The 24,931-nt window shown below is 67.0% G+C and carries 21 protein-coding genes and 2 pseudogenes; 14 read left to right on the top strand and 9 right to left on the bottom strand.

Features of this window, described 5'->3' with window-relative positions; translation table 11 throughout:
- Positions 1-57 precede the first annotated feature (57 nt).
- Both PVZ72_RS13375 and PVZ72_RS13370 read right to left on the bottom strand, forming a co-directional pair.
- Positions 58-270 carry a hypothetical protein gene (locus tag PVZ72_RS13375; protein ID WP_133860897.1) on the bottom strand — a complete coding sequence of 71 codons (213 nt, stop codon included), beginning with the start codon at positions 268-270 and terminating at the stop codon, positions 58-60.
- Between the two features lie 283 nt (positions 271-553).
- A complete protein-coding gene (locus PVZ72_RS13370; RefSeq protein ID WP_133860896.1) occupies positions 554-1,441 on the bottom strand; it encodes a LysR family transcriptional regulator in 888 nt (295 codons plus the stop codon).
- A 203-nt stretch (positions 1,442-1,644) separates the two neighbouring features.
- Here PVZ72_RS13370 and PVZ72_RS13365 point away from each other — a divergent pair, with 203 nt between their 5' ends.
- The 5 genes from PVZ72_RS13365 to PVZ72_RS13345 are packed head-to-tail and all read left to right on the top strand — an operon-like array spanning position 1,645 to position 8,257.
- Positions 1,645-3,027 carry a glutamine synthetase family protein gene (locus PVZ72_RS13365; RefSeq protein ID WP_273862153.1) on the top strand — a complete coding sequence of 461 codons (1,383 nt, stop codon included), beginning with the start codon at positions 1,645-1,647 and terminating at the stop codon, positions 3,025-3,027.
- Positions 3,028-3,038: 11 nt separating this feature from the next.
- Positions 3,039-4,532, top strand: coding sequence for an aldehyde dehydrogenase (locus PVZ72_RS13360; protein ID WP_273862152.1), 1,494 nt, complete (start codon positions 3,039-3,041; stop codon positions 4,530-4,532).
- 55 nt (positions 4,533-4,587) lie between these two features.
- On the top strand, positions 4,588-5,865 hold the full coding sequence (locus PVZ72_RS13355) for an NAD(P)/FAD-dependent oxidoreductase (RefSeq protein WP_273862151.1): 1,278 nt from the start codon (positions 4,588-4,590) through the stop codon (positions 5,863-5,865).
- Between the two features lie 45 nt (positions 5,866-5,910).
- Positions 5,911-6,657 (top strand): gamma-glutamyl-gamma-aminobutyrate hydrolase family protein, encoded by a 747-nt coding sequence (locus PVZ72_RS13350; protein WP_133860892.1) that lies wholly within the window; start codon positions 5,911-5,913, stop codon positions 6,655-6,657.
- A 58-nt stretch (positions 6,658-6,715) separates the two neighbouring features.
- On the top strand, positions 6,716-8,257 hold the full coding sequence (locus tag PVZ72_RS13345; protein WP_133860891.1) for an APC family permease: 1,542 nt from the start codon (positions 6,716-6,718) through the stop codon (positions 8,255-8,257).
- Positions 8,258-8,287: 30 nt separating this feature from the next.
- Here the strand turns inward: PVZ72_RS13345 and PVZ72_RS13340 are convergent, their stop codons facing one another.
- On the bottom strand, positions 8,288-9,433 hold the full coding sequence (locus tag PVZ72_RS13340) for an MFS transporter (RefSeq protein ID WP_273862339.1): 1,146 nt from the start codon (positions 9,431-9,433) through the stop codon (positions 8,288-8,290).
- Positions 9,434-9,606: 173 nt separating this feature from the next.
- Between PVZ72_RS13340 and PVZ72_RS13335 the strand changes: the two genes are divergently transcribed.
- Positions 9,607-10,236: a TetR/AcrR family transcriptional regulator gene (locus PVZ72_RS13335; protein ID WP_133860889.1), complete on the top strand. Its 630-nt coding sequence runs from the start codon at positions 9,607-9,609 to the stop codon at positions 10,234-10,236.
- Between the two features lie 203 nt (positions 10,237-10,439).
- Here the strand turns inward: PVZ72_RS13335 and PVZ72_RS13330 are convergent, their stop codons facing one another.
- On the bottom strand, positions 10,440-12,146 hold the full coding sequence (locus tag PVZ72_RS13330) for an amidase (protein WP_133860888.1): 1,707 nt from the start codon (positions 12,144-12,146) through the stop codon (positions 10,440-10,442).
- Positions 12,147-12,373: 227 nt separating this feature from the next.
- Between PVZ72_RS13330 and PVZ72_RS13325 the strand changes: the two genes are divergently transcribed.
- Positions 12,374-13,312, top strand: a complete 939-nt coding sequence (locus PVZ72_RS13325; protein WP_133860887.1) for a cation diffusion facilitator family transporter — start codon at positions 12,374-12,376, stop codon at positions 13,310-13,312.
- A 10-nt stretch (positions 13,313-13,322) separates the two neighbouring features.
- Here PVZ72_RS13325 and PVZ72_RS13320 read toward each other — a convergent pair whose 3' ends face one another.
- Entirely contained in the window at positions 13,323-14,576 is a 1,254-nt protein-coding gene (locus PVZ72_RS13320; protein ID WP_273862149.1) for a DUF2254 domain-containing protein, read from the bottom strand.
- A gap of 6 nt (positions 14,577-14,582) precedes the next feature.
- Positions 14,583-15,215 (bottom strand): cyclodeaminase/cyclohydrolase family protein, encoded by a 633-nt coding sequence (locus PVZ72_RS13315; RefSeq protein WP_133860885.1) that lies wholly within the window; start codon positions 15,213-15,215, stop codon positions 14,583-14,585.
- Between the two features lie 210 nt (positions 15,216-15,425).
- Between PVZ72_RS13315 and PVZ72_RS13310 the strand changes: the two are divergent.
- The 4 genes and pseudogenes from PVZ72_RS13310 to PVZ72_RS13295 form a co-directional block, all read left to right on the top strand.
- A pseudogene (locus PVZ72_RS13310) lies at positions 15,426-15,749 on the top strand (GntT/GntP/DsdX family permease); the annotation flags it as partial.
- 127 nt (positions 15,750-15,876) lie between these two features.
- Positions 15,877-16,428 (top strand): chromate transporter, encoded by a 552-nt coding sequence (locus PVZ72_RS13305; RefSeq protein WP_133860883.1) that lies wholly within the window; start codon positions 15,877-15,879, stop codon positions 16,426-16,428.
- On the top strand, positions 16,425-16,949 hold the full coding sequence (locus PVZ72_RS13300; protein ID WP_007158686.1) for a chromate transporter: 525 nt from the start codon (positions 16,425-16,427) through the stop codon (positions 16,947-16,949). The genes PVZ72_RS13305 and PVZ72_RS13300 overlap by 4 nt, the downstream gene beginning before the upstream one ends.
- Before the next feature lie 71 nt (positions 16,950-17,020).
- The gene (locus tag PVZ72_RS13295) at positions 17,021-17,932 is read left to right on the top strand and encodes a bestrophin family protein (protein WP_273862148.1); all 912 of its coding nucleotides are present in this window, start codon (positions 17,021-17,023) and stop codon (positions 17,930-17,932) included.
- A gap of 294 nt (positions 17,933-18,226) precedes the next feature.
- Here the strand turns inward: PVZ72_RS13295 and PVZ72_RS13290 are convergent, their stop codons facing one another.
- Both PVZ72_RS13290 and PVZ72_RS13285 read right to left on the bottom strand, forming a co-directional pair.
- Complete coding sequence (locus PVZ72_RS13290; protein WP_273862338.1) at positions 18,227-18,412, bottom strand: DUF1272 domain-containing protein; 186 nt, start codon at positions 18,410-18,412, stop codon at positions 18,227-18,229.
- Positions 18,413-18,437: 25 nt separating this feature from the next.
- The gene (locus PVZ72_RS13285; RefSeq protein ID WP_273862147.1) at positions 18,438-19,424 is read right to left on the bottom strand and encodes a GlxA family transcriptional regulator; all 987 of its coding nucleotides are present in this window, start codon (positions 19,422-19,424) and stop codon (positions 18,438-18,440) included.
- A 137-nt stretch (positions 19,425-19,561) separates the two neighbouring features.
- Here PVZ72_RS13285 and scpB point away from each other — a divergent pair.
- Positions 19,562-20,302, top strand: a pseudogene (gene scpB / locus PVZ72_RS13280) (SMC-Scp complex subunit ScpB); the annotation flags it as partial.
- Positions 20,303-20,967: 665 nt separating this feature from the next.
- Here scpB and gap read toward each other — a convergent pair.
- Positions 20,968-21,972 carry a type I glyceraldehyde-3-phosphate dehydrogenase gene (gene gap, locus PVZ72_RS13275; RefSeq protein ID WP_017641313.1) on the bottom strand — a complete coding sequence of 335 codons (1,005 nt, stop codon included), beginning with the start codon at positions 21,970-21,972 and terminating at the stop codon, positions 20,968-20,970.
- A 136-nt stretch (positions 21,973-22,108) separates the two neighbouring features.
- Between gap and edd the strand changes: the two genes are divergently transcribed.
- The gene (gene edd / locus PVZ72_RS13270; protein WP_273862145.1) at positions 22,109-23,938 is read left to right on the top strand and encodes a phosphogluconate dehydratase; all 1,830 of its coding nucleotides are present in this window, start codon (positions 22,109-22,111) and stop codon (positions 23,936-23,938) included.
- On the top strand, positions 23,935-24,912 hold the full coding sequence (locus PVZ72_RS13265) for a glucokinase (RefSeq protein ID WP_133860875.1): 978 nt from the start codon (positions 23,935-23,937) through the stop codon (positions 24,910-24,912). The genes edd and PVZ72_RS13265 overlap by 4 nt, the downstream gene beginning before the upstream one ends.
- The last annotated feature ends 19 nt before the right edge of the window (positions 24,913-24,931 follow it).

Below are 24,931 nucleotides of genomic sequence, written 5' to 3'. Positions count from 1 at the left end.
GTTGTCCGGGATCGCGCCGGACAGTTCGTCGCCCTGGAACACTGCGGCCGCTGCCCGCTAATGCGGCTCGGTCGCCAGTCTTACGGCGACTTCCTCGACCAGCTGGATGGTTTCTGCCGTCAGGGCTTCAAATTGAAAGAGGATGTCCTGCAATTCCGGGCTGCCCATATCCACTTCGCGGAGCTGATCGATTCTCCGCGTCAGCAACCGGTGAATGTTCAACAGGCAATCGCGGTCGGGATTGTCGGGTATGGCGAGGCGGTTGCTCATCCTTGTCTCCGTGTTAACTGACCACCATGACCCTCGATATCGTCTGGCAAGCGGGTTTGTTGAGGTGGTTCGTCGCCGACGACGTGCGTCAGAATGCTGCTTCCAGGGGTTGACGCAGCACCGCGGATAGCCAGCGAACAGGGTGGTGGGTGCTAGTCACCCTTTCTGCGGAACCATCGTGAATGATTCGGCGAAACCCCAAGCCAGGCTCGACGTTGATAGCACCCAGACGGTGAAGGGTTCAGGGGCAGGACTTCTTCGATCAACGAACCAGCGCTTCGCGTCAGGCCTGGCAAACATCCGCTATCCGGGCTTTCAACAGATTCGCCAGCTCATCGAAGAGGATCTGCACCGAGCGCAGCGACAGATTGTCCGGGCGGGTCAGCAGCCAGATATCGGTGTCGCAACCGGGCAGCGCCGGACCCAGGCGCTCGACGCCGTCCAGACTGCTGATCATGAAGTCGGGGAGGGCGGCCACCCCGAGACCGGCGCCGACCAGGCTGCCGACCGAGGACATGCTGCTGCAGCGATAGCGCGGGGTGAGGCTGGGGTAGGCCTGGCGCAACCAGGTGACCGAGACGTGATCGGCCAGGGAGTCGTCCGGGGCGATCCAGGGCAGTTCGGTGGCCAACTGGCCGTAACCGGCGCGATAGCGCTCGTGACCGCAGACGAAGTAGGAGCTGCGACCGAGCCGGCGGCCGATCAGGTGTTCCGGCGGGGCGTTGGACAGGCGCAGGGCGATGTCCGCATCCCGCCGGCTCAGGCTGGCGAAGGTGTTGGAGGTGGCGACTTCCAGGGCGACCGCCGGATAGCGCGGCATGAGCTCGGCGAGCCCCGGCAGGAGCAGGCTGCGCAGCACGGCATCGGTGCAGGTCAGGCGGACCGTGCCGCTGATGACGTTCTCGCCCTGGGTGAGGGCGATGCGTGCCGCCTCCAGCGCCTGTTCGGCGCGCTCGGCCTGTTCGGCGAGGGCCTTGGCGCTCTGGGTCGGGGTGTAGCCGCGGCGGGTCTTGTCGAACAGCGCGACCTGCAGATTGGCTTCGAGCTTGCGGATAGCGCGAAAGACCGTGGAGACGTCCACCTGCAACTGCTCGGCAGCCCTGGCCAGGGTCCGGCCGCGCACCAGGGCGAGGATCAGCTTGAGATCGGCATGGCCTATCTGATATTGCATCCGTGCATTCTTCCTTTGCCGATTCGCCGATATGGGTTGCGCTCATGCCAATTTATACTGGCCCAGCCCGTCGAGGGCAATCAGGTGGAAGGGCGGACCTTGGCAAAGAGGGTCGGCGCCTGCAGCAACCACCGCCCACAGCCACGCTGCCAGACCCGCACGAGCAAGCACAACCAAGCGGGCCAGCGTCAAGGATGCCTCCCATGAATTCGATATCCCCCCGCGTCGTCCAGCTCACCGAAGCCAACGGCTTTCTCAAGGAGCACCCGGAAATCCAGTACGTCGATCTGTTGATCACCGACATGAACGGCGTCATCCGGGGCAAGCGCGTCGAGCGGGCCAGTCTGTCCAAGGTCTATGAGCGCGGCATCAATCTGCCGGCCTCGCTGTTCGCCCTGGACATCAACGGCTCCACGGTGGAAAGCACCGGCCTGGGCCTGCACATCGGCGATGCCGATCGCACCTGCTTTCCTATCCCCGGCACCCTGAGCTACGAGCCCTGGCAGAAGCGCCCGACCGCGCAACTGCTGATGACCATGCACGAGCAGGACGGCTCGCCGTTCTTCGCCGATCCGCGCGAGGTGCTGCGGCGGGTGGTGAAGAAATTCGACGACCTGGGCCTGACCATCTGCGCCGCCTTCGAACTGGAGTTCTACCTGATCGACCAGGAGAACGTGAACGGCCGGCCGCAGCCGCCGCGCTCGCCGATCTCCGGCAAGCGACCGGTCTCCACCCAGGTCTATCTGATCGATGACCTGGACGAGTATGTGGATTGCCTGCAGGACATGCTCGAAGGCGCCAAGGAGCAGGGGCTGCCGGCCGATGCCATCGTCAAGGAATCCGCGCCGGCGCAATTCGAGGTCAACCTGCATCACGTCGAAGACGCCATCAAGGCCTGCGACCATGCGGTGCTGCTGAAGCGGCTGATCAAGAACATCGCCTACGACCATGAGATGGATTCCACCTTCATGGCCAAGCCCTATCCCGGTCAGGCCGGCAACGGTCTGCACGTACACATCTCGCTGCTGGACAAGCAGACCGGGCAGAATATTTTCGCCACCGATGATCCCGAGCGCCATGCGCCGCTGCGCCATGCCATCGCCGGCATCCTGGAAACCCTGCCGGCGTCGATGGCCTTCCTCTGTCCGAACGTCAATTCCTACCGCCGCTTCGGTGCCCAGTTCTATGTGCCCAACGCCCCGAGCTGGGGCCTGGACAACCGTACCGTGGCGGTGCGTGTGCCCACTGGCAGTAGCGAGGCGATCCGCATCGAACACCGCGTCGCCGGGGCCGATGCCAATCCCTATCTGATGATGGCCTCGATCCTCGCCGGCATTCATCACGGCATGACCCAGGGCCTGGAGCCCTGCGCTCCGGTCAGCGGCAACTCCTACGAACAGCTCGAACAGAGCCTGCCGAACAACCTGCGCGATGCCTTGCGCCGGCTGGACGACAGCGCGGTGATGAATCAGTACATCAGCCCCGAGTACATCGACATCTTCGTCGCCTGCAAGGAGGCCGAGCTGGAGGAGTTCGAGACCACCATCTCCGATCTCGAATACAACTGGTATCTGCATACCGTCTAGGAGGCGTGATCATGACCGTGCTGACGCAACAGGACTGGGAGCAACGCACCCAGGCATTGACCGTCGAAGCCCGTGCCTTCATTGACGGCCGCTACCAGGCCGCCCTGGGCGGTGCGACCTTCGACGACCTGAGTCCGGTGGATGGTCGCCACCTGGCGCGGGTGGCCAGTTGCATGGCCGAGGATGCCGAACTGGCCGTACGAGCCGCCCGGGCGAGTTTCGCCCGGGGCGACTGGGCACATCAGGCGCCGGCGCAGCGCAAGCGGGTGCTGATCGCCTTCGCCGAGCTACTGCTGGCCCATGCCGAGGAGCTGGCCCTGCTGGAAACCCTCGACATGGGCAAGCCGATCAGCGACTCGCTTGCCATCGACGTGCCGGCGGCAGCCAACGCCCTGCGCTGGAGCGCCGAGGCCATTGACAAGGTCTATGACGAGGTGGCGCCCACCCCGCGCGACCAGCTGGGCCTGGTGACCCGCGAACCGGTAGGCGTGGTCGCGGCCATCGTGCCCTGGAATTTCCCCCTGATGATGGCTTGCTGGAAGCTCGGGCCGGCGCTGGCCACCGGCAATTCGGTGGTCCTCAAGCCGTCCGAGAAATCGCCGCTGACCGCCATCCGTATCGCCGCCCTGGCGCTGGAGGCCGGCATCCCGGCGGGGGTGTTCAACGTGCTGCCCGGCTACGGTCACACCGTCGGCCAGGCGCTGGCGCTGCATCCGGACGTCGACACCCTGGTCTTTACCGGTTCCACCCGCATCGCCAAGCAGCTGCTGGTCTATGCCGGCGAGTCGAACATGAAGCGCGTCTGGCTGGAGGCGGGCGGCAAGAGTCCCAACATCGTCTTTGCCGACGCCCCGGACCTGAGGGCAGCGGCCGAAGCGGCCGCGGCAGCCATCGCCTTCAATCAGGGCGAGGTGTGCATCGCCGGGTCGCGGCTGCTGGTCGAGCGCTCGATTAAAGCGCGCTTCCTGGCACTGGTGGCGGAGGCGCTGCAGGCGTGGGCGCCGGGTCATGCCCTGAATCCCGACACCCGCGTCGGCGCCCTGGTGGACGAGGGCCATCTGCGCACCGTGCTGGGCTTCATCGAAGCCGGCCGCGCCGAGGGTGCGCGACTGGTGAGCGGCGGCGCGCGGGCCCTGAGCGAAACCGGCGGCAGCTACGTGACCCCGACCATCTTCGACGGGGTGGACAATGTCATGCGCATCGCCCGGGAAGAGATCTTCGGCCCGGTGCTCGCGGTGATCGACTTCGATGACGAAGAAGAGGCCGTGCGCATTGCCAACGACACCCCCTATGGGCTGGCCGCCGCCGTCTGGACCAGTGACCTTTCCCGCGCCCATCGCGTGGCCCGCGCCTTGCGTGCGGGCAGTGTCTGGGTCAACCAGTATGATGGCGGCGACATGACGGCGCCCTTCGGTGGCTTCAAGCAATCCGGCAACGGACGCGACAAGTCGCTGCACGCCTTCGACAAATACACCGAACTCAAGGCGACCTGGATCAAGCTCTGAACAGGCGAGGCGGCCCGGGCGTTCGCGCCGGAGCCGCAGGCAGAGGACTCTCACCATGCAACAACACGTCGACAGTTACTACGCGGCTTCGCGCAACCTCCACACCGAATACCCGGCGCTGCAAGACAGTGTCGACAGCGACGTCTGCGTCATCGGCGCCGGTTACACCGGGCTTTCCACCGCGCTGTTCCTGCTGGAGCACGGCTTCAGCGTGACGGTGCTGGAAGCGGCGCGGGTCGGCTTCGGCGCCTCCGGGCGCAATGGCGGCCAGATCGTCAACAGCTACAGCCGCGACATCGATACCATCGAGCGCCAGTTGCCGCCCAGGCAGGCGCAACTGCTGGGCGAGATGGCCTTCGAAGGCGGGCGCATCATTCGCGAGCGCATCGCCCGCTACGACATCCAGTGCGATCTCAAGGACGGCGGCGTGTTCGCCGCCCTGACCGGCAAGCAGCTCGGTCACCTGGAAGCCCAGCAGAGGCTCTGGGAGCGCTACGGCCATACCCAGTTGCAACTGCTCGACAAGGCCGCCATCGGCAAGGTGGTCGGAACCGATCGCTATCTGGGCGGCTTGCTGGACATGAGCGGCGGCCATATCCATCCGCTCAACCTGGCCCTGGGCGAGGCGGCGGCCGTGGCGTCCCTGGGCGGCAAGATTTACGAGCAGAGCGCGGCAGTCCGTATCGACCGTGGCGCCAATCCGGTGGTGCATACCGCCAATGGCCAGGTGAAGGCGCGCTTCGTGGTGGTGGCCGGCAACGCCTACCTGGGCGGACTGGTGCCGGAGCTGGCCGCCAAGTCCATGCCCTGCGGCACCCAGGTGCTCACCACCGAGCCGCTGTCCGAGGACATGGCGCGTAGCCTGCTGCCCCAGGACTATTGCGTGGAGGACTGCAACTACCTGCTCGACTACTTCCGCCTCAGCGCCGATCGCCGGCTGATCTACGGCGGTGGCGTGGTCTATGGCGCGCGAGATCCGGCGGACATCGAGGCGATCATCCGGCCGAAGATGCTGCAGACCTTCCCGCAGCTCAAGGGCGTGAAGATCGACTTCACCTGGACCGGCAACTTCCTGCTGACGCTGTCGCGCCTGCCCCAGGTGGGCCGCCTCGGCAACAACATCTACTACTCCCAGGGCTGCAGCGGTCACGGCGTCACCTATACCCACCTGGCGGGCAAGGTGCTGGCCGAGGCCCTGCGCGGCCAGGCCGAGCGCTTCGATGCCTTCGCCGGCCTGCCGCACTATCCCTTCCCGGGCGGGCAGCTCCTGCGCGTGCCCTTCACCGCACTGGGCGCGACCTACTACCAGCTGCGCGATCGCCTCGGTATCTGACCCTGTCCGCCCGCCGCGTACCGGCGGGTTCTCTGGAGATAAGCCATGTCCCCTATGCCCCTGATCGGCGTGACGGCGTGCCGGCAGACGCTCGGCAAATACGATTCCCATACCGTTGGCGACAAGTACGTCGAGGCGGCGGGTCATGCCGGTGTGCCGGTGGTGCTGCCGGCGCGCAGCGTGCCGAGCGACCCGCAGGCGCTGCTGGCGCACCTGGACGGCCTGCTGTTCACCGGCTCGCCTTCCAACGTCGAGCCCCATCACTACCAGGGACCGGCGAGTCTCGCCGGCACCCAGCACGATGCCGCCCGCGACGCCTACACCCTGCCGCTGCTGCGCCTGGCCATCGACCGCGGCATCCCGGTGTTCTGCATCTGCCGCGGCTTCCAGGAGCTGAACGTGGCCCTCGGCGGCAGCCTGCACCAGCGGGTGCAGGACCTGCCCGGGCATGACGACCATCGCGAGCCCCAGAGCGAGCTGCTCGCCGAGCAGTACGCGCCCACCCATCCGGTCGCGGTGCCGCCCGGTGGGGTGTTCGAACGCCTCGGCCTGCCGGCCAGCTTCCAGGTGAATTCGCTGCACAGCCAGGGCATCGCGCGCCTGGCGCCCGGGCTGCGTATCGAGGCCCAGGCGCCGGATGGCCTGGTGGAAGGGGTCTCCCTGGCCGACGCCCCGGGCTTCGTCGTCGGCGTGCAGTGGCATCCCGAGTGGAATTTCCGCGACAACCCCGAATCCCTGGCGCTGTTGGACGCCTTTCGCGACGCCTGCCAGCGCCATGCCGCCGCGCGCTAGGCACCTTGCCGCCTACGCCGGACTCTGAATAACAATTCCAACCGCCGGGCAGAGACCTATGACTGAACAGCGCAAGGGCACGCCGGCCGGCGGCTCGGATACCGCCGGGCCGGCAGCCCTGGCCGATCCGTCCGCCAAGGGCCTGGCTGCCGGCTCCCTGGGTTTGCTCGCCTGCGTGGTGCTGGGCATTTCCACCATTGCCCCCGTCTACACCCTGACCGGTGCCCTGGGGCCCACCGTGCGCGAGGTGGGCGTCTATCTGCCCGCCGTCTTCATCGTCGGTTTCCTGCCGATGCTGCTGGTGGCCCTGGGGTATCGCGAGCTGAACGCCGTCGATCCGGACAGCGGCACCTCCTTTACCTGGTCCACCCGCGCCTTCGGACCCATGATCGGCTGGATCGGTGGCTGGGGGCTGGTGACGGCCACCACCATCGTCCTCTCCAACCTCGCTGGCGTGGCGGTGGACTTCTTCTACCTGTTCCTCGCCCAGCTCAGCGGGCGGGCGGAGTTGGCCACGCTGTCGCAGCACCTGCTGGTGAACATCGTCACCTGCTGCGTGTTCATCGCCATCGCGGTCTGGATCAGCTGCCGCGGCATCGGCATGACCATGAGCGTCCAGTACGGTCTGGTCGCCCTGCAGCTGCTGGTGCTGATCGGCTTTTCCCTGGCGGCCTTCAGCGCCGCGCCGGAGGCGGCGCCGGTGGTCTTCCACCCGGAATGGTTCAATCCCTTCAACGTCGAATCCTTTTCCGCCTTCGCCGCGGGGCTGTCGCTGTCGATCTTCATCTTCTGGGGCTGGGATGTCTGCCTCACGGTGAGCGAAGAGTCGGTGGGCAGCCAGAAGGTGCCAGGGCGGGCGGCCACGGTCACGGTGCTCTTGATCCTGCTGCTGTACCTCTTCACCGCCGCGGCGACCCTGCAATTCGCCGGCATCAGCGAAGCCGGCCTGGGCCTGGGCAATCCGGAGATCCAGGAAAACGTCTTCGCCCACCTGGCCGGACCGGTGATGGGGCCGCTGGCGATCCTGATGTCCATCGCGGTGCTGGCCAGTACCGCCGCCTCGCTGCAGTCCACCTTCATCTCCCCGGCCCGCACCCTGCTGGCGATGGGGTACTACGGCGCGGTGTCGCGGCGCTTCGCCCACATTTGCCCGAGATCGCGCACGCCGCGCTATGCCACCGTTGCCGCCGGCATCGCCACCGGCGGCTTCTATGTGGTCATGCGCATCCTCAGCGACAACGTCCTGGCCGACACCATCACCGCCCTGGGCATGATGATCTGCTTCTACTACTCGCTGACCGCCTACGCCTGCGTCTGGTATTTCCGCCGCAGCCTGTTCGCCAGCCTGCGCCATGCACTGCTGCGCGGCCTCTGTCCGCTGCTCGGCGCCCTCATCCTTTCGGTGATCTTCTGGCAGACCGCCCTCGCCAGCCTGTCGCCGGACTTCGGCAGCGGCTCCCACCTCGGCGGCATCGGCCTGGTGTTCATCATCGCCGTGGTGATCCTGGGGCTGGGTCTGGCGCTGATGCTGTTCGCCCGCTGGCGTGCGCCGGCGTTCTTCCAGGGCGTGACACTGGAGGCGGTCCCGCACCAGGGCTGAATGGGAGCGGGCAGGGCACCCGCCCCAGGCTCAGTGACCCATAACCGCTGAACCGCTCGCTCGGGTGCCGGCGGGAAAGCCGTGGCGTCGGGCACTGGTGGCGATGGCCAGGGCGCCCAGGGCTAGCGCCACCACGGCCCAACTCAGGGCCTGGGGGCCGATGCCGTCCAGCAACAGCCCGCCGAGGATGCCGCCCCCGGCGATGGCACTGTTCCAGGTCACCACGTTCATCGCCAGGGCCGCATCGGCACCACTCCCGGCGGTATCCGCCAGGGCGGTCTGCAGCAGGGTGGCCGCGCCGCCAAAGGTCAGGCCCCAACCGAAGACGCCCAGGTACTGCAGCAGCGACGAGTCACGATTGAGCCCCAGCAGCAGCGCGATCGCGGCGAAGCCGGCAATACTCACCAGCACGGCCCGCCGCAGGCTGTGATCGACGATCCGCCCGGTGATCCAGATCCCCGCCAGCGAGGCCACCCCGAAGGTCAGCAGCACCCGGTCGACCTGATCGCCCAGGCCGGCCTGGGCGACGAAGGGCGCGATATAGGTGTAGAGCAGGTTGTGGGCCAGCATCCAGGTAAAGACCACGCCGAGGATGGCGCGAATGCCGGGCGTGGCGAATACCTCGCGCAGTGGCAGGCGCTGGCCTTCGGTCTGCCCCGGATAGTCGGGCACCTTGGCCAGGACCCAGACGATCAGGCCCAGGGTGAGGGCGGACATGCAGGCGAAGGCCAGCCGCCAGCCCAGCAGACCACCGAGCCAGGTCCCCAGGGGTACGCCCAGTGACAGGGCAACCGGCGTGCCGATCATGGCGATGGCCATCGCCCGGCCTTGCAGGCGCGGCACTACCAGACGCCAGGCATAGCCGGCCAGCAGACTCCAGGCCAGGCCGGCTGCGGCCCCGGCGGCGAAGCGGGCGACCAGGGTCAGCGCATAGCTGGAGGAGAGTGCGGTCAGGGTGTTGAACAGCAGAAAGCCCAGGATGGTCGCCAGCAGCACCCGACGGCGGCGCCAGCGCGCCGTTGCCAGGGTGAGGGGGATGGCGGCGGTCAGCGAGCCGGCGGCATAGGCGGTCACCGTCTGCCCGGCCAGGGCAGGGGAAACCTGGAGCCCCTGGGCGATCTCGGGGAGCAGGCCGGCTGGCAGGGTCTCGGTCATGATGCAGATGAAACCGGTCATGGCCAGCGCCAGCAGCGCGGCGACTGGCAGGCGTTCAGGATCGGAGGTCGCGGTCACGGGTAGGCTCCTTAGATATGTATCGATCGGTACATATCTAAGCAGCAGATGCTCTGGCTGGTCAATTAATTCTGTATCGTCTAGTATAAAAATCGAATCTGACGAGGAGTATGGCTGTGGCTCAGCTAGGGCGTCCGCGGTCCTTCGACCGGACCCAGGCAATCGATGACGCGCTGCTGCTGTTCTGGCGCTATGGCTATGAGGCGACCTCCCTGAGTCGGCTCAAGGCGGCAATCGGCGGCGGTATCACCGCGCCCAGCTTCTATGCGGCCTTCGGTTCGAAGGAGGCGCTGTTCAAGGAGGTGGTCGCCCGCTACATGGAAACCCATGGCCGGGTGAACGATCCGCTGTTCGACGAGACCCTGGCCCCGCGGGAGGCGATCGCCGCGGCCCTGTCGCGCTCCGCGCGGATGCAATGCGATGAGCGCCTGCCCAAGGGTTGCCTGGTGGCGCTCGGCACCCTGGGCTCCTATGCGGATGAAGACTCCAGCCTGCCGCTGCCCCTGCGCGAGGCCCGCGCCCGGATCCGCGCCGGTCTGCTGGCCTGCGTCGGGCGCGGCATCGCCCGCGGCGACCTTGCGCAAGGCACCGACGCTCATGCCCTGGCGACGCTGTTCGAAGGCTTTCTGCTGGGCATCTCACCCATGGCGCGGGATGGCGTGGCATTGCCGGTCATCGAGGGCGCCATCGCAATGGCGATGACGCTGTGGGACGGCCAGCGGCCGCCTGGCCGAGGCGTCGCCTGAGCCAGGCGTCTTGCGCCGTGATCGCACAGGGTGGCATCAGGGGGCCTGTCGTTCACCGGTGGGCGTGGCGGGCGAGAGGTCTGCCAGCGGCCGCATAACCGGCGCGCGATTGGACACTCCGGTTAGCGCGCCTTGACGTTAGAGGTCACGAGCCGGACGGTCGCCGGATGAAGCCGGGCGGTCAGCGTCCACGCCATCTCCGCTCACCCCACCAGCGGTGGCGTCCGCGGTGGTATTTGACGCTTGGAGCCGGTTGCCTCATAGGCGGCGGCCAGGCGGAGCAGGTTGGTGTCGTCATAGGCGCGACCGGCGAAGGTCAGGCCCACCGGCATGCCGATGTCGGCCATCACGCCCATCGGCACGGTCACGGTCGGTACGCCCAGGTGGCGGATGGCGAGGTTGCCGTTGGCTACCCAGACGCCATTGCTCCAGGCGATGTCGGCCGAGGCCGGGTTGATCTCGGCATCTGCCGGCGCCACGTCGGCCACGGTGGGAAAGAGCACGGCGTCCAGGCCCTGGGCCTGCAGCCAGTCTTCTAGGTCCAGCTGGCGTGTCCGTTCCAGGCCGCGCAGGCCGTCGGGGAGGCTGGTGATCTGCTCCAGGGTCTTGAGGCCCCGTTCGGCCATGCGCACGTATTCGGCCATGCCGGCGGCCAGGTCGCCTTCCCGATTGGGCAGGGTGCCGGGCTCGTGGGGAAAGATCAGCTCGCCTTCGACGTCCACCAGGCGATTGAGCCTGGGATCGTTGTTGTCGCGCAGGAAGGTGTCGAAGCCCCAGGCGGACAGGTCCCAGAGTTCGTCATGGAGAAACTCGCTGGGGACGATCCCGCGGTTGAACACCGTGGGCGCGCCGGGGCGGTCGCCTTCGCAATTGGAGACCAGCGGGAAGTCCACCTCGATCACGCTGGCGCCGGCGGCTTCCAGCGCCGCGCGGGCCTGTTCCCAGAGGGCAATGACCGAGTCGCGGGTCTGGATGCGCTGACCGGTGGGACCGCCGATGCCGGGATGCTCGCTGGTGCCGGCGTCCGGGTCCTGGTTGATGAACATGCGCGGCACGCCCAGGCGCTTGCCGGCCAGGGCATTGGGACCGGCCGCCAGGGCCGGATAGGACGCCGGGCGTACCGCCGAGGCCGGCGGCAGCGGCACCCAGGGTTGCAGGCGCCAGAGGTCGCCGGAGGTGTCGGGATCGTCCGCCACCACCACGTCGAGCACTTCCAGCAGATCGGCCATGGTGCGGGCATAGGGCACCACCACGTCCATGGTCGGTGTCAGCGGCCAGTTGCCACGCACCGAGATGACCCCGCGCGAGGGGGTGTAGGCGCACAGGCCGTTGTTGGACGCGGGGCCGCGCCCGCTGGACCAGGTCTCCTCGGCCAGGCCGAAGGCGGCGAAGCTGGCCGCGGTGGCGGTGCCGGCGCCATTGGAGGAGCCGGAGGCGAAGGGTGCGGTCAGGTAGCCGGCGTTGTAAGGACTTTCCGCGCGGCCATAGACGCCGCGCTGCATGCCGCCGTTGGCCATGGGCGGCATGTTGGTCTTGCCCAGGCAGATGGCGCCGGCGGCGCGCAGCCGTTCGACGGTGAAGGCGTCGCGCTGGGCGACCAGGTCCTTGAAGGCCGGACTGCCGGAGGCGGCAGTGAGGCCCTTGACCAGGTAGCTGTCCTTGGCGGTGTAGGGGATGCCGTCCAGCGGTCCCAGGGTCTCGCCGCGGGCGCGGCGACGGTCGGACGCGGCGGCTTCGGCCAGGGCCTCGGGGTTGCGCACCACCACGGCGTTGAGCGCCGTGGCGCTGGCGGGCGGGTCGTAGGCGTCGATCCGGGCCAGGTAGGCCTCGACCAGTTGCACCGCAGTGGTCTGGCCGGTTTCGAGTGCGCGACGCAACTCGGCGATGGAGCGTTCGGTAACTTCGATCATGGTGGGTCGCCGTTGAGGATTCCGCGGTCCGGGGGCGGCGGCTGCCAGAGCTCCCGGGAGAAAAAAGCACCGGTGCAGTGTACACCCGAAGCCTGCCGGCTTCTGATTGCGCCCGCGCATGGAGGCCTTGCCGGATCGCCCATGCAGGTTGGCCTGGCGACCTCTATCCTTGGCCTGAATTGAACCTCTTCGCCATGCCTGGCGGCGATCGGCAACCGGAGTCGAGCATGTTGAAACGCCTGAGCAACGAGCGCACGGTGCTGCGCTTTTCCATTGCCGTCACGGTGCTGCTGGCGGTCGTGGGTATCGCCTTCGGAGTGCTGTCCGGCTCCTATGCCATCGTCTTCGACGGCTTCTATTCACTGACCGACGCCTTCATGAGCGGCGTGGCGCTGCTGGTGGCCATGCTGATCCACCGGCATGCGCAGGAACCGGAGGGCGATCGGCGGCTGGCCGAGCGCTTCAACATGGGTTTCTGGCACCTCGAACCCATGGTCCTGGCCCTGAACGGCAGCGTGCTGTGCATCGTGGCCTGTTATGCGCTGGTCAACTCGATCATCAGCCTGATGAGTGGCGGCAAGGCCCTGGCGTTCGGCATGGCGCTGCTCTATGCGCTGGTCGCGGCCCTGAGCTGCTTCGGTTTCGCCGCCCTCGTGCACCGGCTGAACCGCGACATCCAGTCGGACTTCCTCAGGCTCGACATCAAGAGCTGGATCATGTCGGGCAGCATCTCGGCCGCCCTGGTGGTGGCCTTCCTGGTCGGCGCCCTGGCCCAGGGGACGGCCTATGCCTGGATCACGCCCTACATCGATCCCCTGGTGCTGTCGATCATCTGCGTGCTGATCATTCCGATACCGCTGAAGCTGGTCTGGCAGGCCTTCAGCGAGATCCTCATGGTGACCCCGCCGGCGCTCAAGCAGCAGGTCGATGAAGTCGCCCGGGGCATGGTCACGCGCTTCGGCTTTCTCGACTATCGCGCCTATGTGGCCAAGGTCGGACGGGCGCGGCAGATCGAGCTGTACTTCATCGTGCCCCTGGGGTGGCCGGCCAAGACCCTGGACGAATGGGACGCCATCCGTGACCAGATCGGCGAGGCCATCGGCGGCGAGGGGCCGGACCGCTGGCTGACCATCGCCTTCACCACCGATCCGGCTTGGTCGCGCTAGCCATGTACTGCTAGCGCGCTGTGCAGAGGCGTTCGACGTCCGCGGCCAGTTGCTGGAGGATGAAGCGGTCTTCGGCCTGCCCGAGTGTGGCCTCGGCCCGGGCCAATGCCAGGCGTGAATGCCGCAGGCACTCGCGCCTGATCCGCGCATCACCCTGGACCGCCAGGCGCGCGAGGGCTTTCTGCAGGCGCATGCCCACTTCCACCAGCGGCGCCGCATCGCGCCCCACCGGCAGGAAGAAGTCGTCGAACAGATCGTCCAGCGACAGGTCCGGCACTTCGATCCGCGGATAGCGGGGCTCGACCGGCTCGCGTCTTTCGGTGAGGGCGGTCAGCAGGCGTTGCGCGCGACCGAGGATGGCGATGGCGGTACCCGAGTCGCTGCGGGAGGGCACCAGTGCCCCGGTGGCGATCTCGCCCAGTACCGTCAGGCCGAAGCGCGGATCCTGGTCGTGTACCCGGCGGGCATCCAGGGTGAAGGCGGCGCGCAGGCGCTCGTCCTTTTCCGCAGGCAAGCCCTCGACCCAGAGCAACGGCTGCGCCGGATCGAGGAAGGCCCCGGGCAGGGCGGCCAGGCGCAGGCGACCCTGGTCGCCGCAGAGGTCCGCCAGCAGCGGCATGTCCACCCGTTGCAGATAACCGGTGCGGTCGGCCATGACCGGGCGGCCACTGGCGGGCTCATCGACGGGCGCCGCCACCCCGCCCAGGTAGGGGTGGGTCAGCCAGCGCTGCAGACTGTGTGTGGCGGCGTCTTCGATGCTGTCGCTGGTGGCATCCAGTTGGCCCAGTCGCGACAGATGGTCGATCCAGCGCAGCAGGGTGAAGACGATCAGCAGGATCACCACCAGGGTCACGGCAAAGAGCACCACCCGGCCGTTGTCGCCGTAGAGGCCGGTGCTCAAGGCGATGATGCCGACCAGGCTGAACAGGAAGGAGCCGAGAAAGGTGGCCAGGGCGTTCTGCGTGGTGCTGTCTTCCAGCAGCAGCGGATAGGCACGGGGCGTCACGCTGCTGGCGGCGGCGTTGTAGGCCGTCACCATGGTGCTCAGCGAAAAGGTGGTCACCGCCAGCATGCTGCTGGCGATGATGGTGAGGATCTTGTCGACGGCATCGGCGCCGACCTTGGCCGGCAGCGTCGCCGGGATATGGTCCCGCAGGAGCAGGGCGAGGAGGGCGGTGGCCACGCCGGCGACCGAGAACAGCGTGGCGCGAAACCACAGGCGTCGCTGGAATCCGCGCAGGACCCAGCCCAGGCGGGCCAGCACCGGCCGTCAGCCCATGGCCGGCGGGACGGGGGTGGCGCTCAGCTGGGCGAGACGCTGGTCGGCCTGTTGCCTGAGCTTGTCGCGCATCTGCCGGGCGGCTTCGCGGGCATCGCCGGATTTTAGGCCGTTGCGGTCGGCGTCCACGGTGGTGAGCACTGCACCCAGGGCGCCATGCACCAGGCGGCCGCCGGCCAGGGTGTCGCTGCGCAGCGGTTCGACGGTGAGCGGCGTGGCGATGACGGCGAGATCTAGGGCTTCCAGGCACAGCTGAGCGGTGGCGATGGGGATCTGCACGGCGTTGGCCGCGGCCAGGTTGAGCGCCTGCTGGCGGCGTTCGCCCTCCGCGGTGGCGCCGCTGGCCTGACGATCGGCTTCGAGGTAGTTGGCGAATGCCTGGACGTCGGCATCGGCGCAGGTGCTCAGCGCTTCCTGCAGGCGCTCGCCCACGGCGATCAGGTCGGCATGGCGGGTCACCGGCTGGCGCTGCTGGCTGAGCTTCAGGCCCTTGAGGATCAGCGCGACACCCAGGCAGGCCGCTACGGTGGCCGCCGCGCCACTGCCCGGCGTGGGCAGGGTGGAGCCGGTCCCGTCGCGGAACTGGGCGAGGGTCTGCTGCCAGAGAGTAGAGGTTTCGTTCATGCCAACCGCCTGCGAGCAAAAGGGAAGGGGATTCGGTCACGACCGACCGCAGTTTGGATCGTGGGAAACGGCTGAGGTTCGCACGCTAAGTGCAATAAGGGACAGGCTTTATTTCGATTTGCGTCGTACCTTGGGAGGCGTTTCAGTTAGGGTAATCCTGAAACGGGAAGTTACAAGGAGCCTCCTGCGGATGCTGCTGCGCTCGCCTGGATCACCCGCGACACCTGCCTGATCTTCCGCTGTGTGGCCGTCATTCTGGTCGTCGTCCTGCTCATTGGCGTCACCCGTCTGCCAACCTTGCTGTCCATCCTCAATGGTAGCTTCATCGCTGGGCGACCCGCCGAGACCGTGGCCAATAGGTTCAGCAAGGGGGAAGGTAGCATCCTCGGCGAGGCCGGCATCATCATCGCGCCGGGTTCCAGGCTTGGTGCGCTGATGGCCGAATCCGGCGCCGCCGACCGCATCGCCAGTGCCCTGCTGGGACTGGGCAAGGGCCGCAGCCTGCCGTGGGGCATGGCGCGGGTGACCAAGGTGCGCGCGTCCTTCGGCCTGGAGCTCAAGCAGACCCTGGGGGTCTGGCCGGTGCCGCAGACGCTGGTTTCCATCACCGGCCTTGCAGGTACGCTATTGTTGTCGCTCTGGATCTGACGAACACCTGCCCATGGATAATGACTCCACCTCGAACCGGCCACGGCGCCGCGATCTCTTTCTCGGCTTCTTCGGCCTGGGCATCACGGCCTTCGGCGGGGTGCTGCCGCTGGCGCGGCGCTACCTGGTGGAGAAGCGGCGCTGGCTGTCGGCGGAGGAGTTCACCGAATTGCTCGGCCTCTGCCAGTTCCTGCCGGGCGGCAACATCATCAATCTCTCGGTGGCGGTGGGCATGAGATTCGCCGGCTGGAGCGGCGCTCTGGCCGCTGCCGCCGGGCTGCTGGTGGGCCCGACCCTGGTGGTGGTCGGCCTGGGCGTGCTCTACGACCGCTACCACGACGATCCCCTGGTGGGTCGCGCCTTCGCCGGGCTCGCCGCAGCGGCGGCCGGGCTGCTGGTGGCCATGGCGGTCAAGCTCGTCCAGCCCCTGCGCGGGCGCTGGCTGGCGTTGGGCATCGCCTGCCTGGCCTTTCTCGCCCTGGCGCTGCTCAAGCTGCCACTGCTCTGGACCATGCTGGTGCTCACCCCCATCAGCGTGCTGCTCAGCTATCGGCAGGGCCTATGAGTACGACGCTGCTGGCGCTGGCGCTGATCTTTACCCAGCTGTCGCTGCTGGCCTTCGGCGGTGGCAACTCGGTGTTGCCGGAGATGCAGCGCCAGGTGGTGACGGTGCATGGCTGGATGAGCGCCGCCGACTTCGCCGCGCTGTTCGCCCTGGCCCAGGCCGCGCCCGGTCCCAATCTGATGATCGTGCCGCTGATCGGCTGGCACGTGGCCGGCTGGCCGGGGCTGCTGGTGACCTCCCTGGCCAAGTTCGTGCCGTCCTCGCTGCTGACCCTGGGCGTGCTGCACCTCTGGCAGCGCTTCGCCGACCGGCCCTGGCGCCGTCATCTGCAGGCCGGGCTGGTGCCGGTCACCGTCGGCCTGGTGGCGGCCAGCGCCTGGCTGGTGGGCAGCAGCGTGGCCACCGCGCCGCTGTGGGTGCTGATCCTGGCGGCGGGCGCCCTGGGCTCGCTGTTCACCCGCTGGCACCCGCTGTGGCTGCTGGCCGGCGGAGCCTTGGTCGGGGTGCTGTTCGGACCCTGACCCGCCAGGGATCCCAGGCACTGTCGCGCTCGGGCGGCGTCGAAACCAGAACTTCACGCGAGAGTCCCCCTGTGATCACCCGTCCCCAGAATCCCTCGCTGCGCGAACTGCTGTTCACGGTGCGCGGCTCCATCGTCCAGGCGATCTGGCCCAAGCTGCTCTATGTGATGTTGCTGAGCCTGGCGGTTACCCTGAGCCATGGTTTCATCCTGCGCTTCGACTTCGGCCTCACCACCACGCCCCTGACCCTCTGGGGCCTGACCCTGGCGATCTTCCTCGGCTTTCGCAACACCACTGCCTACCAGCGCTTCTGGGAGGCACGCGGTCTGTGGGGCGAATTGCTGATCGCCGGGCGCAACCTGGCGCGCCAGGTCGAGACCCTGCTGCCCGGGCTGAACGCGGCCGAGCGCCGCCGGTTGCTGACCCCACTGCTGGCCTTCGGTTATGCCTTGCGGGACCACCTGCGCCGCGAAGCGCCGTCTGCCGATCTGCAACGGGTGCTGGCGGGGGAGGAGAGCCTGCTCGCCGCCCCTCACCGACCCAGTGCGCTGATCCGCCGGCTGGGCACCATGCTGGTTGCCCGGGCACGACAGGAAGGGCTTGGTGATCCACTGATCGCCAATGTCGACAACCAGCTGGACCGGCTGACCGCGGTGCTCAGCGGCTGCGAACGCATTCGCCAGACGCCCATTCCCTATCCCTACATCCTGATGCTGCACCGGGTGGTGCACGTCTATTGCTTTCTGCTGCCGTTCTGCCTGGTGGACAGCCTGGGTTGGTTCACGCCGCTGGCGGTGCTGGTGCTGGCCTACACCTTCTTCGGCCTGGACGCCCTGGGCGACCAGATCGCCGACCCTTTCGGCACCCAGCCCAACCACCTGCCGCTGGACGCCCTCAGCCGCGGTCTGGAGATCGCCGTGCTGGATCTGCTGGGCGAGCCTACGCCGGAGCCGATCCGCACGGAGGCGGGGTTGCTGAGATAAGGGTAGACCGCGGCTCTGGCGCCGAACGCCTGCACGAATAGCCCCCTCTCCCCCTGGGAGAGGGCTGGGGTGAGGGCATGCCTCACAGCGGACACTGGGCATGACGGTACGCCCAGGATGGTAGCCTGATCATTGAGCAGGAGCTTGCCGGTTCCGCCAGAGACGAACGCCAGCACGATTCGCCCCCTCTCCCCCTGGGAGATGGCTGGGGTCAGGGACGCCTCGCTGCGAACACCCAGTGGAAAAGGCTGCGCCGTTTTCCACGCTACGCCTGTCGATATGCCCGGTGGCGACTCAGTCCACTGCGTCCTTGGGAACCCGCCGCGGTCGCCTGACCAGCTCCCCGCGACAGTTCGGACACTGCCCCTGCATCGGCCCGGCGGCGCATTCCGTGCAAAAGGTGCATTCATAGGAGCAGATCACCGCCTCTTCGCTGCCCATCGGCAAGGCCTTGGCGCAGTGTTCACACGAGGTCCGCATGTCCAGCATGGCTGTCTCTCCCTGATCAGGCGCCAAAGCGCGCCGCATAGTCCTGGGGGCTGACCGCCAGGTGTTTGTGAAAGGTGCGCCGGAGATTTTCCGGATGGCCGAAGCCGCACAGGCGCGAGACCGTACCAATGGAAGCCTGGCCATCCTGCAAGAGCACCCGCGCCGTCTCCAGGCGGACCTGCTCGACATAGCGGCCCGGCCCCATGCCGACCTCGCGGCTGAACAGCCGCGACAGGGTACGCGGTGCCATATGGGCACGCTCGGCCAGGCGCTCCAGTCCCAGGTCTTCCCCCAGGTGACCGGGAATCCAGTCGAGCAGGGCGGCCAGCCGTGGCGTCCGTCCCGGATCGGGCGCCAGACAGGCGCTGAATTGCGCCTGGCCGCCGGGACGGCGCAGGAACATCACCAGCCGGCGCGCCACCGCCAGCGCCAGCGGACGTCCGAGATCGGCTTCCACCAGCGCCAGGGCCAGATCGATGCCGGCGGTGACGCCGGCCGAGGTAAAGACATGGGGATCGCCATCACGCCCCAGGGGGTCGTAGGTATGCAGGCGATCGCCCTGAACCTCGATGGCTGCAAAGGTGGCGAGTTCTTCGACATAGGCCCAGTGGGTGGTGGCGCGGCGACCGTTCAGCAGCCCGGCGCTGGCCAGCAGCAGGGCACCGGAACACACCGAGCCGAGCCGTCGCACCCGGGGTTCCAGATCGCGCAGCCAGGCCTGCAAGCCGGCATCCTGGCGTAGCGTCTCGATGCCTATGCCGCCGGGGATCAACAGGGTGTCCACCTCGCCCACGTCGAGGTCGTACCAGCTCTGTTCGGCCTGGATACCGATACCCGCCGAAGTCCTGACCAGCCCCTCGGCGGCGCCCAGCAGGCGCAACTGATAGTAGGCGGGCAGGCCCTGGCGTTCCCGTTCCAGATTGGCCGAGGCAAATACCTGCAGCGGGCCGGCGACGTCCAGACTCATGACGTCGGGGTAGAGCAGGGCAGCGATCAGCGGCATGGATGGCTCTCCGTAGCGATCCGTCCAGCATGCCCTGGCGTCCAGTCTGGCGACAAGGTCAAAGACCCCACGGATCTCGCCATCCGGTGGCTGGTTGGATTTGGCGTGACCCGCGCCCGGCCGTATCATCGCCGCCCATGAACTACACCGATCCCAAGCAACTGGCGCCCTTGCTGGAAGCCATCCTGCTCGCCGCCGGCCGACCCCTGACCCTGGAGCGCCTGGCCGAACTCTTCGAAGAGTACGAACGCCCCGAGCCCGCGCACCTGCGCGCGGGTCTCGCCGTGCTCGGCGGGTCCTGCCGCAAGCGCGGCTTCGAACTCAAGGAAGTGGCCTCCGGCTATCGCCTGCAGGTGCGCGAAAAGTACGCGCCCTGGGTCGGACGCCTCTGGGAAGAGCGCCCGCCGCGCTATTCCCGCGCCATGCTGGAGACCCTGGCGCTGATCGCCTATCGGCAGCCCATTACCCGTGGCGAGATCGAGGAGGTGCGCGGGGTGGCGGTCAACAGCCAGATCGTCAAGACGCTGCTGGAGCGCGACTGGATCCGCGTGGTCGGCTATCGCGACGTTCCCGGCCGCCCGGCGATGTTCGCCACCACCAAGACCTTTCTCGACTACTTCGACCTGCGCAGCCTCGACCAGCTGCCGCCCCTGGCCGAGGTGCGCCAGCTGGAACCCGAACCGGCCTCGGTGCTGGAAGATCCCGAGCTGAGCCTGGCGGCGCTGGGGGGAGGGGAGCCGAAGGACGAGGAGGACACCCTGGTGATCCCCGAGCGCACCAGTTTCCGTACCCTGCTCACCGAGCTGGACGCCATGGAGACCGGCCTCAAGACCGATTTCGATGACCTGCGCCAGGCGGCGGACGAGGAAGACGAGGGTTGAGTCAGGCCTGTTGGGCTTCGCGCTGCTCAACCCAACCTACCCGCTGAACCACCCTCTCCAGCCGGAAGACGACCCCTCGCTCGATCAACCCCCTCTCCCTGTGGGAGAGGGCTGGGGTGAGGGCAGGGCTTACGGGGTATGCCCAAGCGGAAAAGGTTGCGCCGTTTTCCACGCTACGGTGCTCCCCTGACTGCGGAAGATCACCCCTCGCGCGAATAACCCCCTCTCCCTGTGGGAGAGGGCTGGGGTGAGGGCAGCTCTTACGGGGCATGCCCAAGCGAAAAAGGCTGCGCCGTTTTCCACGCTACGGTGCTCCCCTGACTGCGGAAGATCACCCCTCGCTCGAGTAACCCTCTCTCTGTGGGAGAGGGCTGGGGTGAGGGCAGGGCTTACGGGGCATGCCCAAGCGGAAAAGGCTGCGCCGTTTTCCACGCTACGGTCCCAGTTATCTGATACGTATCGCGGCCATGGTGGTGCGTCGTAGCGACCGCTCCTACAGCAGCTGGATCTTCTGTAGGAGCGGCCCATGGCCGCGATAAAGACAGTTGCTCCTATCTTCGGCACTCCCCCGTAGGAGCTACCGCATCGGTGGACCAACCTTGCCGCAACTGAAAATGAAAAAAGCGCCCGAAGGCGCTTTTTTCCATCGGGTCTTACAGACCTCAGGCCGGCGCGTTGACCAGCGCCTTGCAGGTATCGAGCATGCGGTTGGAGAAGCCCCACTCGTTGTCGTACCACGCCATGATCTTCACCAGCTTGCCGCTCACCTTGGTGTGGTTGGCGTCGAAGATCGACGACAGGCGGTTATGGTTGAAGTCGATGGAGACCAGCGGCTTGTCGTTGTAGCCCAGGACCGGCGAGGCTTCGGCCGCCGCCTTCATGAAGGCGTTGATGGTCTTGGCGTCGGTTTCCTTGGCGGTCAGGATGGTCAAATCGACCAGCGACACGTTGATGGTCGGCACCCGCACCGCCATGCCGCTAAACTTGCCTTGCAGCTCCGGCAGAACCAGGCCCACGGCCTCGGCGGCACCGGTCTTGGTCGGAATCATCGACTGGGTGGCCGAACGCGCCCGGAAGGGGTCGGAGTGGTAGACGTCCGACAGGTTCTGGTCGTTGGTGTAGGCATGGATGGTGGTCATCAGACCGTTCTCGATACCCAGTTCGCGCTGCAGCACCTGGGCGACCGGCGCCAGGCAGTTGGTGGTGCAGGAGGCGTTGGAGATGATCTGGTGCGACTGGCGCAGGATGTTGTCATTGACGCCATAGACGATGGTGGCGTCCACGTCCTTGCCCGGTGCCGAGATGATCACCTTGGAGGCGCCGGCTTCCAGGTGGGCGGCGGCCTTGTCGCGGCTGGTGAAGAGGCCGGTGCATTCGAACACCACGTCGACCTTCAGATCCTTCCACGGCAGCTCGGCCGGGTTGCGGATGGCCGTCACGGCGATGCGGTCGCCATTGACCACCAGCTTGTCGCCCTCGACGGACACCTCGGCAGGGAAGCGGTCATGAACGCTGTCATACTGTAGGAGATGCGCATTGATGGCGGCGTCGCCCAGGTCGTTGATCGCGACGACCTCCAGGTCCTGGCGATAGCCCTCGGTGTACAGCGCCCGCAGCACGTTGCGGCCGATGCGTCCAAAACCATTGATGGCAATACGAATACTCATTGAGAGAAACCTCGCGATAGCTGGGTTTTGTTGTAAAAAACATTACACATGACGCGTGCTAAGCGGAATAATAGCGCCAATTTGGCTGTGAATGTTTGAAATAACAACAAATTTAGCCCGGTGGAGAATCGAAACCATGCATCCTCGCGTCCTCGAAGTCACACAGCGGTTGGTGGAACGCAGTCGTCCGACCCGTGAGCGTTACCTCGCCATGATCCGGGCCGCCGCCAGCGACGGTCCGCAGCGCGGCAAGCTGCAATGCGCCAATTTCGCCCATGGCGTCGCCGGGTGTGGATCCTCGACGGATAAGCAGCGCCTCCGTTTGATGGACCAGGCCAACGTCGCCATCGTTTCCAGCTACAACGACATGTTGTCGGCTCACCAGCCCTATGAGCACTATCCGGAGCTGATCAAACAGGCCCTGCGCGAGATCGGCTCCGTCGGTCAGTTCGCCGGTGGCGTGCCGGCCATGTGCGACGGCGTGACCCAGGGCGAGGCCGGCATGGAGCTCAGCCTGGCGAGTCGTGAAGTCATCGCCATGTCCACCGCCGTGGCCCTGTCGCACAACATGTTCGACGCTGCGCTGCTGCTGGGCATCTGCGACAAGATCATCCCCGGCCTGATGATCGGCGCGCTGCGCTTCGGCCATCTGCCGATGATCTTCGTCCCGGGCGGCCCCATGCCATCGGGCATCTCCAACAAGGAGAAGGCGCGCGTGCGCCAGGCCTTCGCCGAGGGCAAGGCGACCCGCGAGGAGTTGCTGGAATCGGAGATGAAGTCTTACCACAGCCCTGGCACCTGCACCTTCTATGGCACCGCCAACACCAATCAGGTGGTGATGGAGGTCATGGGCCTGCACCTGCCGGGCTCCTCCTTCGTCAATCCCTACACCCCGCTGCGTGACGAACTCACCCGCGAGGCGGCGCGCCAGGTGACCCGCATCACCCACCAGGGCGGCAACTTCATGCCGCTGGGCGAGATCGTCGACGAGAAGTCCATAGTCAACTCGGTGGTAGCCCTGAGCGCCACCGGTGGCTCGACCAACCACACCCTGCACATCCCGGCCATCGCCCAGGCCGCCGGTATCCAGCTGACTTGGGACGACATGGCCGAGATCTCGGCGGTCACCCCAACCCTGGCCCAGGTCTATCCCAACGGCAAGGCCGACGTGAACCACTTCCACGCCGCCGGTGGCGTCAATTTCATGGTGCACACCCTGCTCGAAGCCGGGCTGCTGCATGAAGACGTCAACACCATCATGGGCCGTGGCCTGTCGCGCTACCTGCAGGAACCCTTCCTGGTGGACGGCAAGCTGGAATGGCGCACCGGCAGGGCCGAAAGCCTGGACGAAGACATCCTGCGTCCGGCCAGCCGGCCGTTCAACGAGGAGGGCGGCCTGCGCGTCATGCAGGGCAATCTCGGGCGTGGCGTGATGAAGGTGTCGGCCGTGGCGCCCAACCATCAGGTGGTGGAAGCCCCGGCGCGGGTCTTCCATGACCAGAGCGAACTGGCGGCCGCCTTCAAGGCCGGCGAGCTGGAGCGCGATTTCGTCGCGGTGGTACGTTTCCAGGGACCCAAGGCCCTGGGCATGCCCGAGCTGCACAAGCTCACGCCGTACCTCGGCGTGTTGCAGGATCGCGGTTTCAAGGTTGCGCTGGTCACCGACGGCCGCATGTCCGGTGCCTCGGGCAAGGTCCCGGCGGCGATCCACCTCTGTCCGGAAGCCATCGACGGCGGTCCTCTGGCCAAGGTCTGTGACGGCGATCTCATCCGCGTCGATGGGCGTACCGGAGATCTGAAGATTCTGGTCCCGGCGGACGAATGGATGGCCCGCGAGGCGGTCGAAGCGCCCCAGGGCACCGGGGTAGGCTGTGGTCGTGAGTTGTTCGCCTTCATGCGCGGCGCCATGAGCACCGCTGAATCGGGTGCCAGTGCATTCACTTCCAGTCTGGAGGCGCTGAAATGAGTTTGGCTTTGGTTGGCGACATCGGGGGCACCAATGCCCGCTTCGCCCTGTGGCGCGACGGTCGCCTGGAGGCCATCGAGGTCTTCGCCTGTGCGGATTACGCCTGTCCGGAAGATGCCGTGCGCAAGTACCTGGCGCAGAGCGGCGTGGCGCTGGATGACATCACCGCCGTGTGCCTCGCCTGTGCGGGCCCGGTGGGCGAGGGTGACTTCCGCTTCACCAACAATCACTGGGTGATCAAGCGCGAGCAATTCTGTCGCGAGCTGGGGCTGACCCATCTGCTGCTGATCAACGACTTCACGTCCATGGCCTGGGCCATCGCCCGCCTGGACCCGGCGGACTCCGTCCAGGTGCGCGACGGCATCGCCTTGCCGACCCGTCCGCGCCTGGTGATCGGGCCAGGCACCGGCCTGGGTCTCGCCAGCCTGGTACCCAGTGGGAAGGATCGCTGGATCGTGCTGCCGAGCGAGGGTGGTCACGTCGACCTGCCGATCAACACCCAGCGCGAATTCGATATCTGGAAGATCCTCAAGCGCCAGTTCGGCAACCACGTCTCCGCCGAGCGCGTGGTGTCCGGCAGCGGCCTGGTCAACCTCTATCACGCGAGTTGCGAACTGGACGGTCGCACCGCCGCCCTGCACAGCGCAGCGGACATCTGCGAGCTGGCGCTCAAGGGTGACCCCTATGCCGACGCCGTGCTGGAGCAGTTTTTCATCTGGCTGGCGCGGGTCGCCGGCAACGCGGCCCTCACCCTGGGCGCGCTGGGTGGCGTCTACATCGCCGGCGGCATCCTGCCGCGCTTCGTCGAGCGTTTCCAGAGCGGGGCCTTCGCCCATGCCTTCGCCGACAAGGGCAAGACCAGCAGCGCCTACCTCAAGGACATCCCGGCCTGGCTGGTGACCGCCGAGTACCCGGGGCTGTTCGGTGCCGGCGTCGCCCTGGACCAGACCATCGCCGAAGCGCGCCAGGTCTGATCCGCTGGGGCCGGGCGAC

The sequence above is a fragment of the Pseudomonas sp. LA5 genome, assembly GCF_028640825.1.
Classification (GTDB): domain Bacteria; phylum Pseudomonadota; class Gammaproteobacteria; order Pseudomonadales; family Pseudomonadaceae; genus Chryseomonas; species Chryseomonas aestiva.
This window is presented reverse-complemented; position numbering and strand designations above follow the sequence as displayed.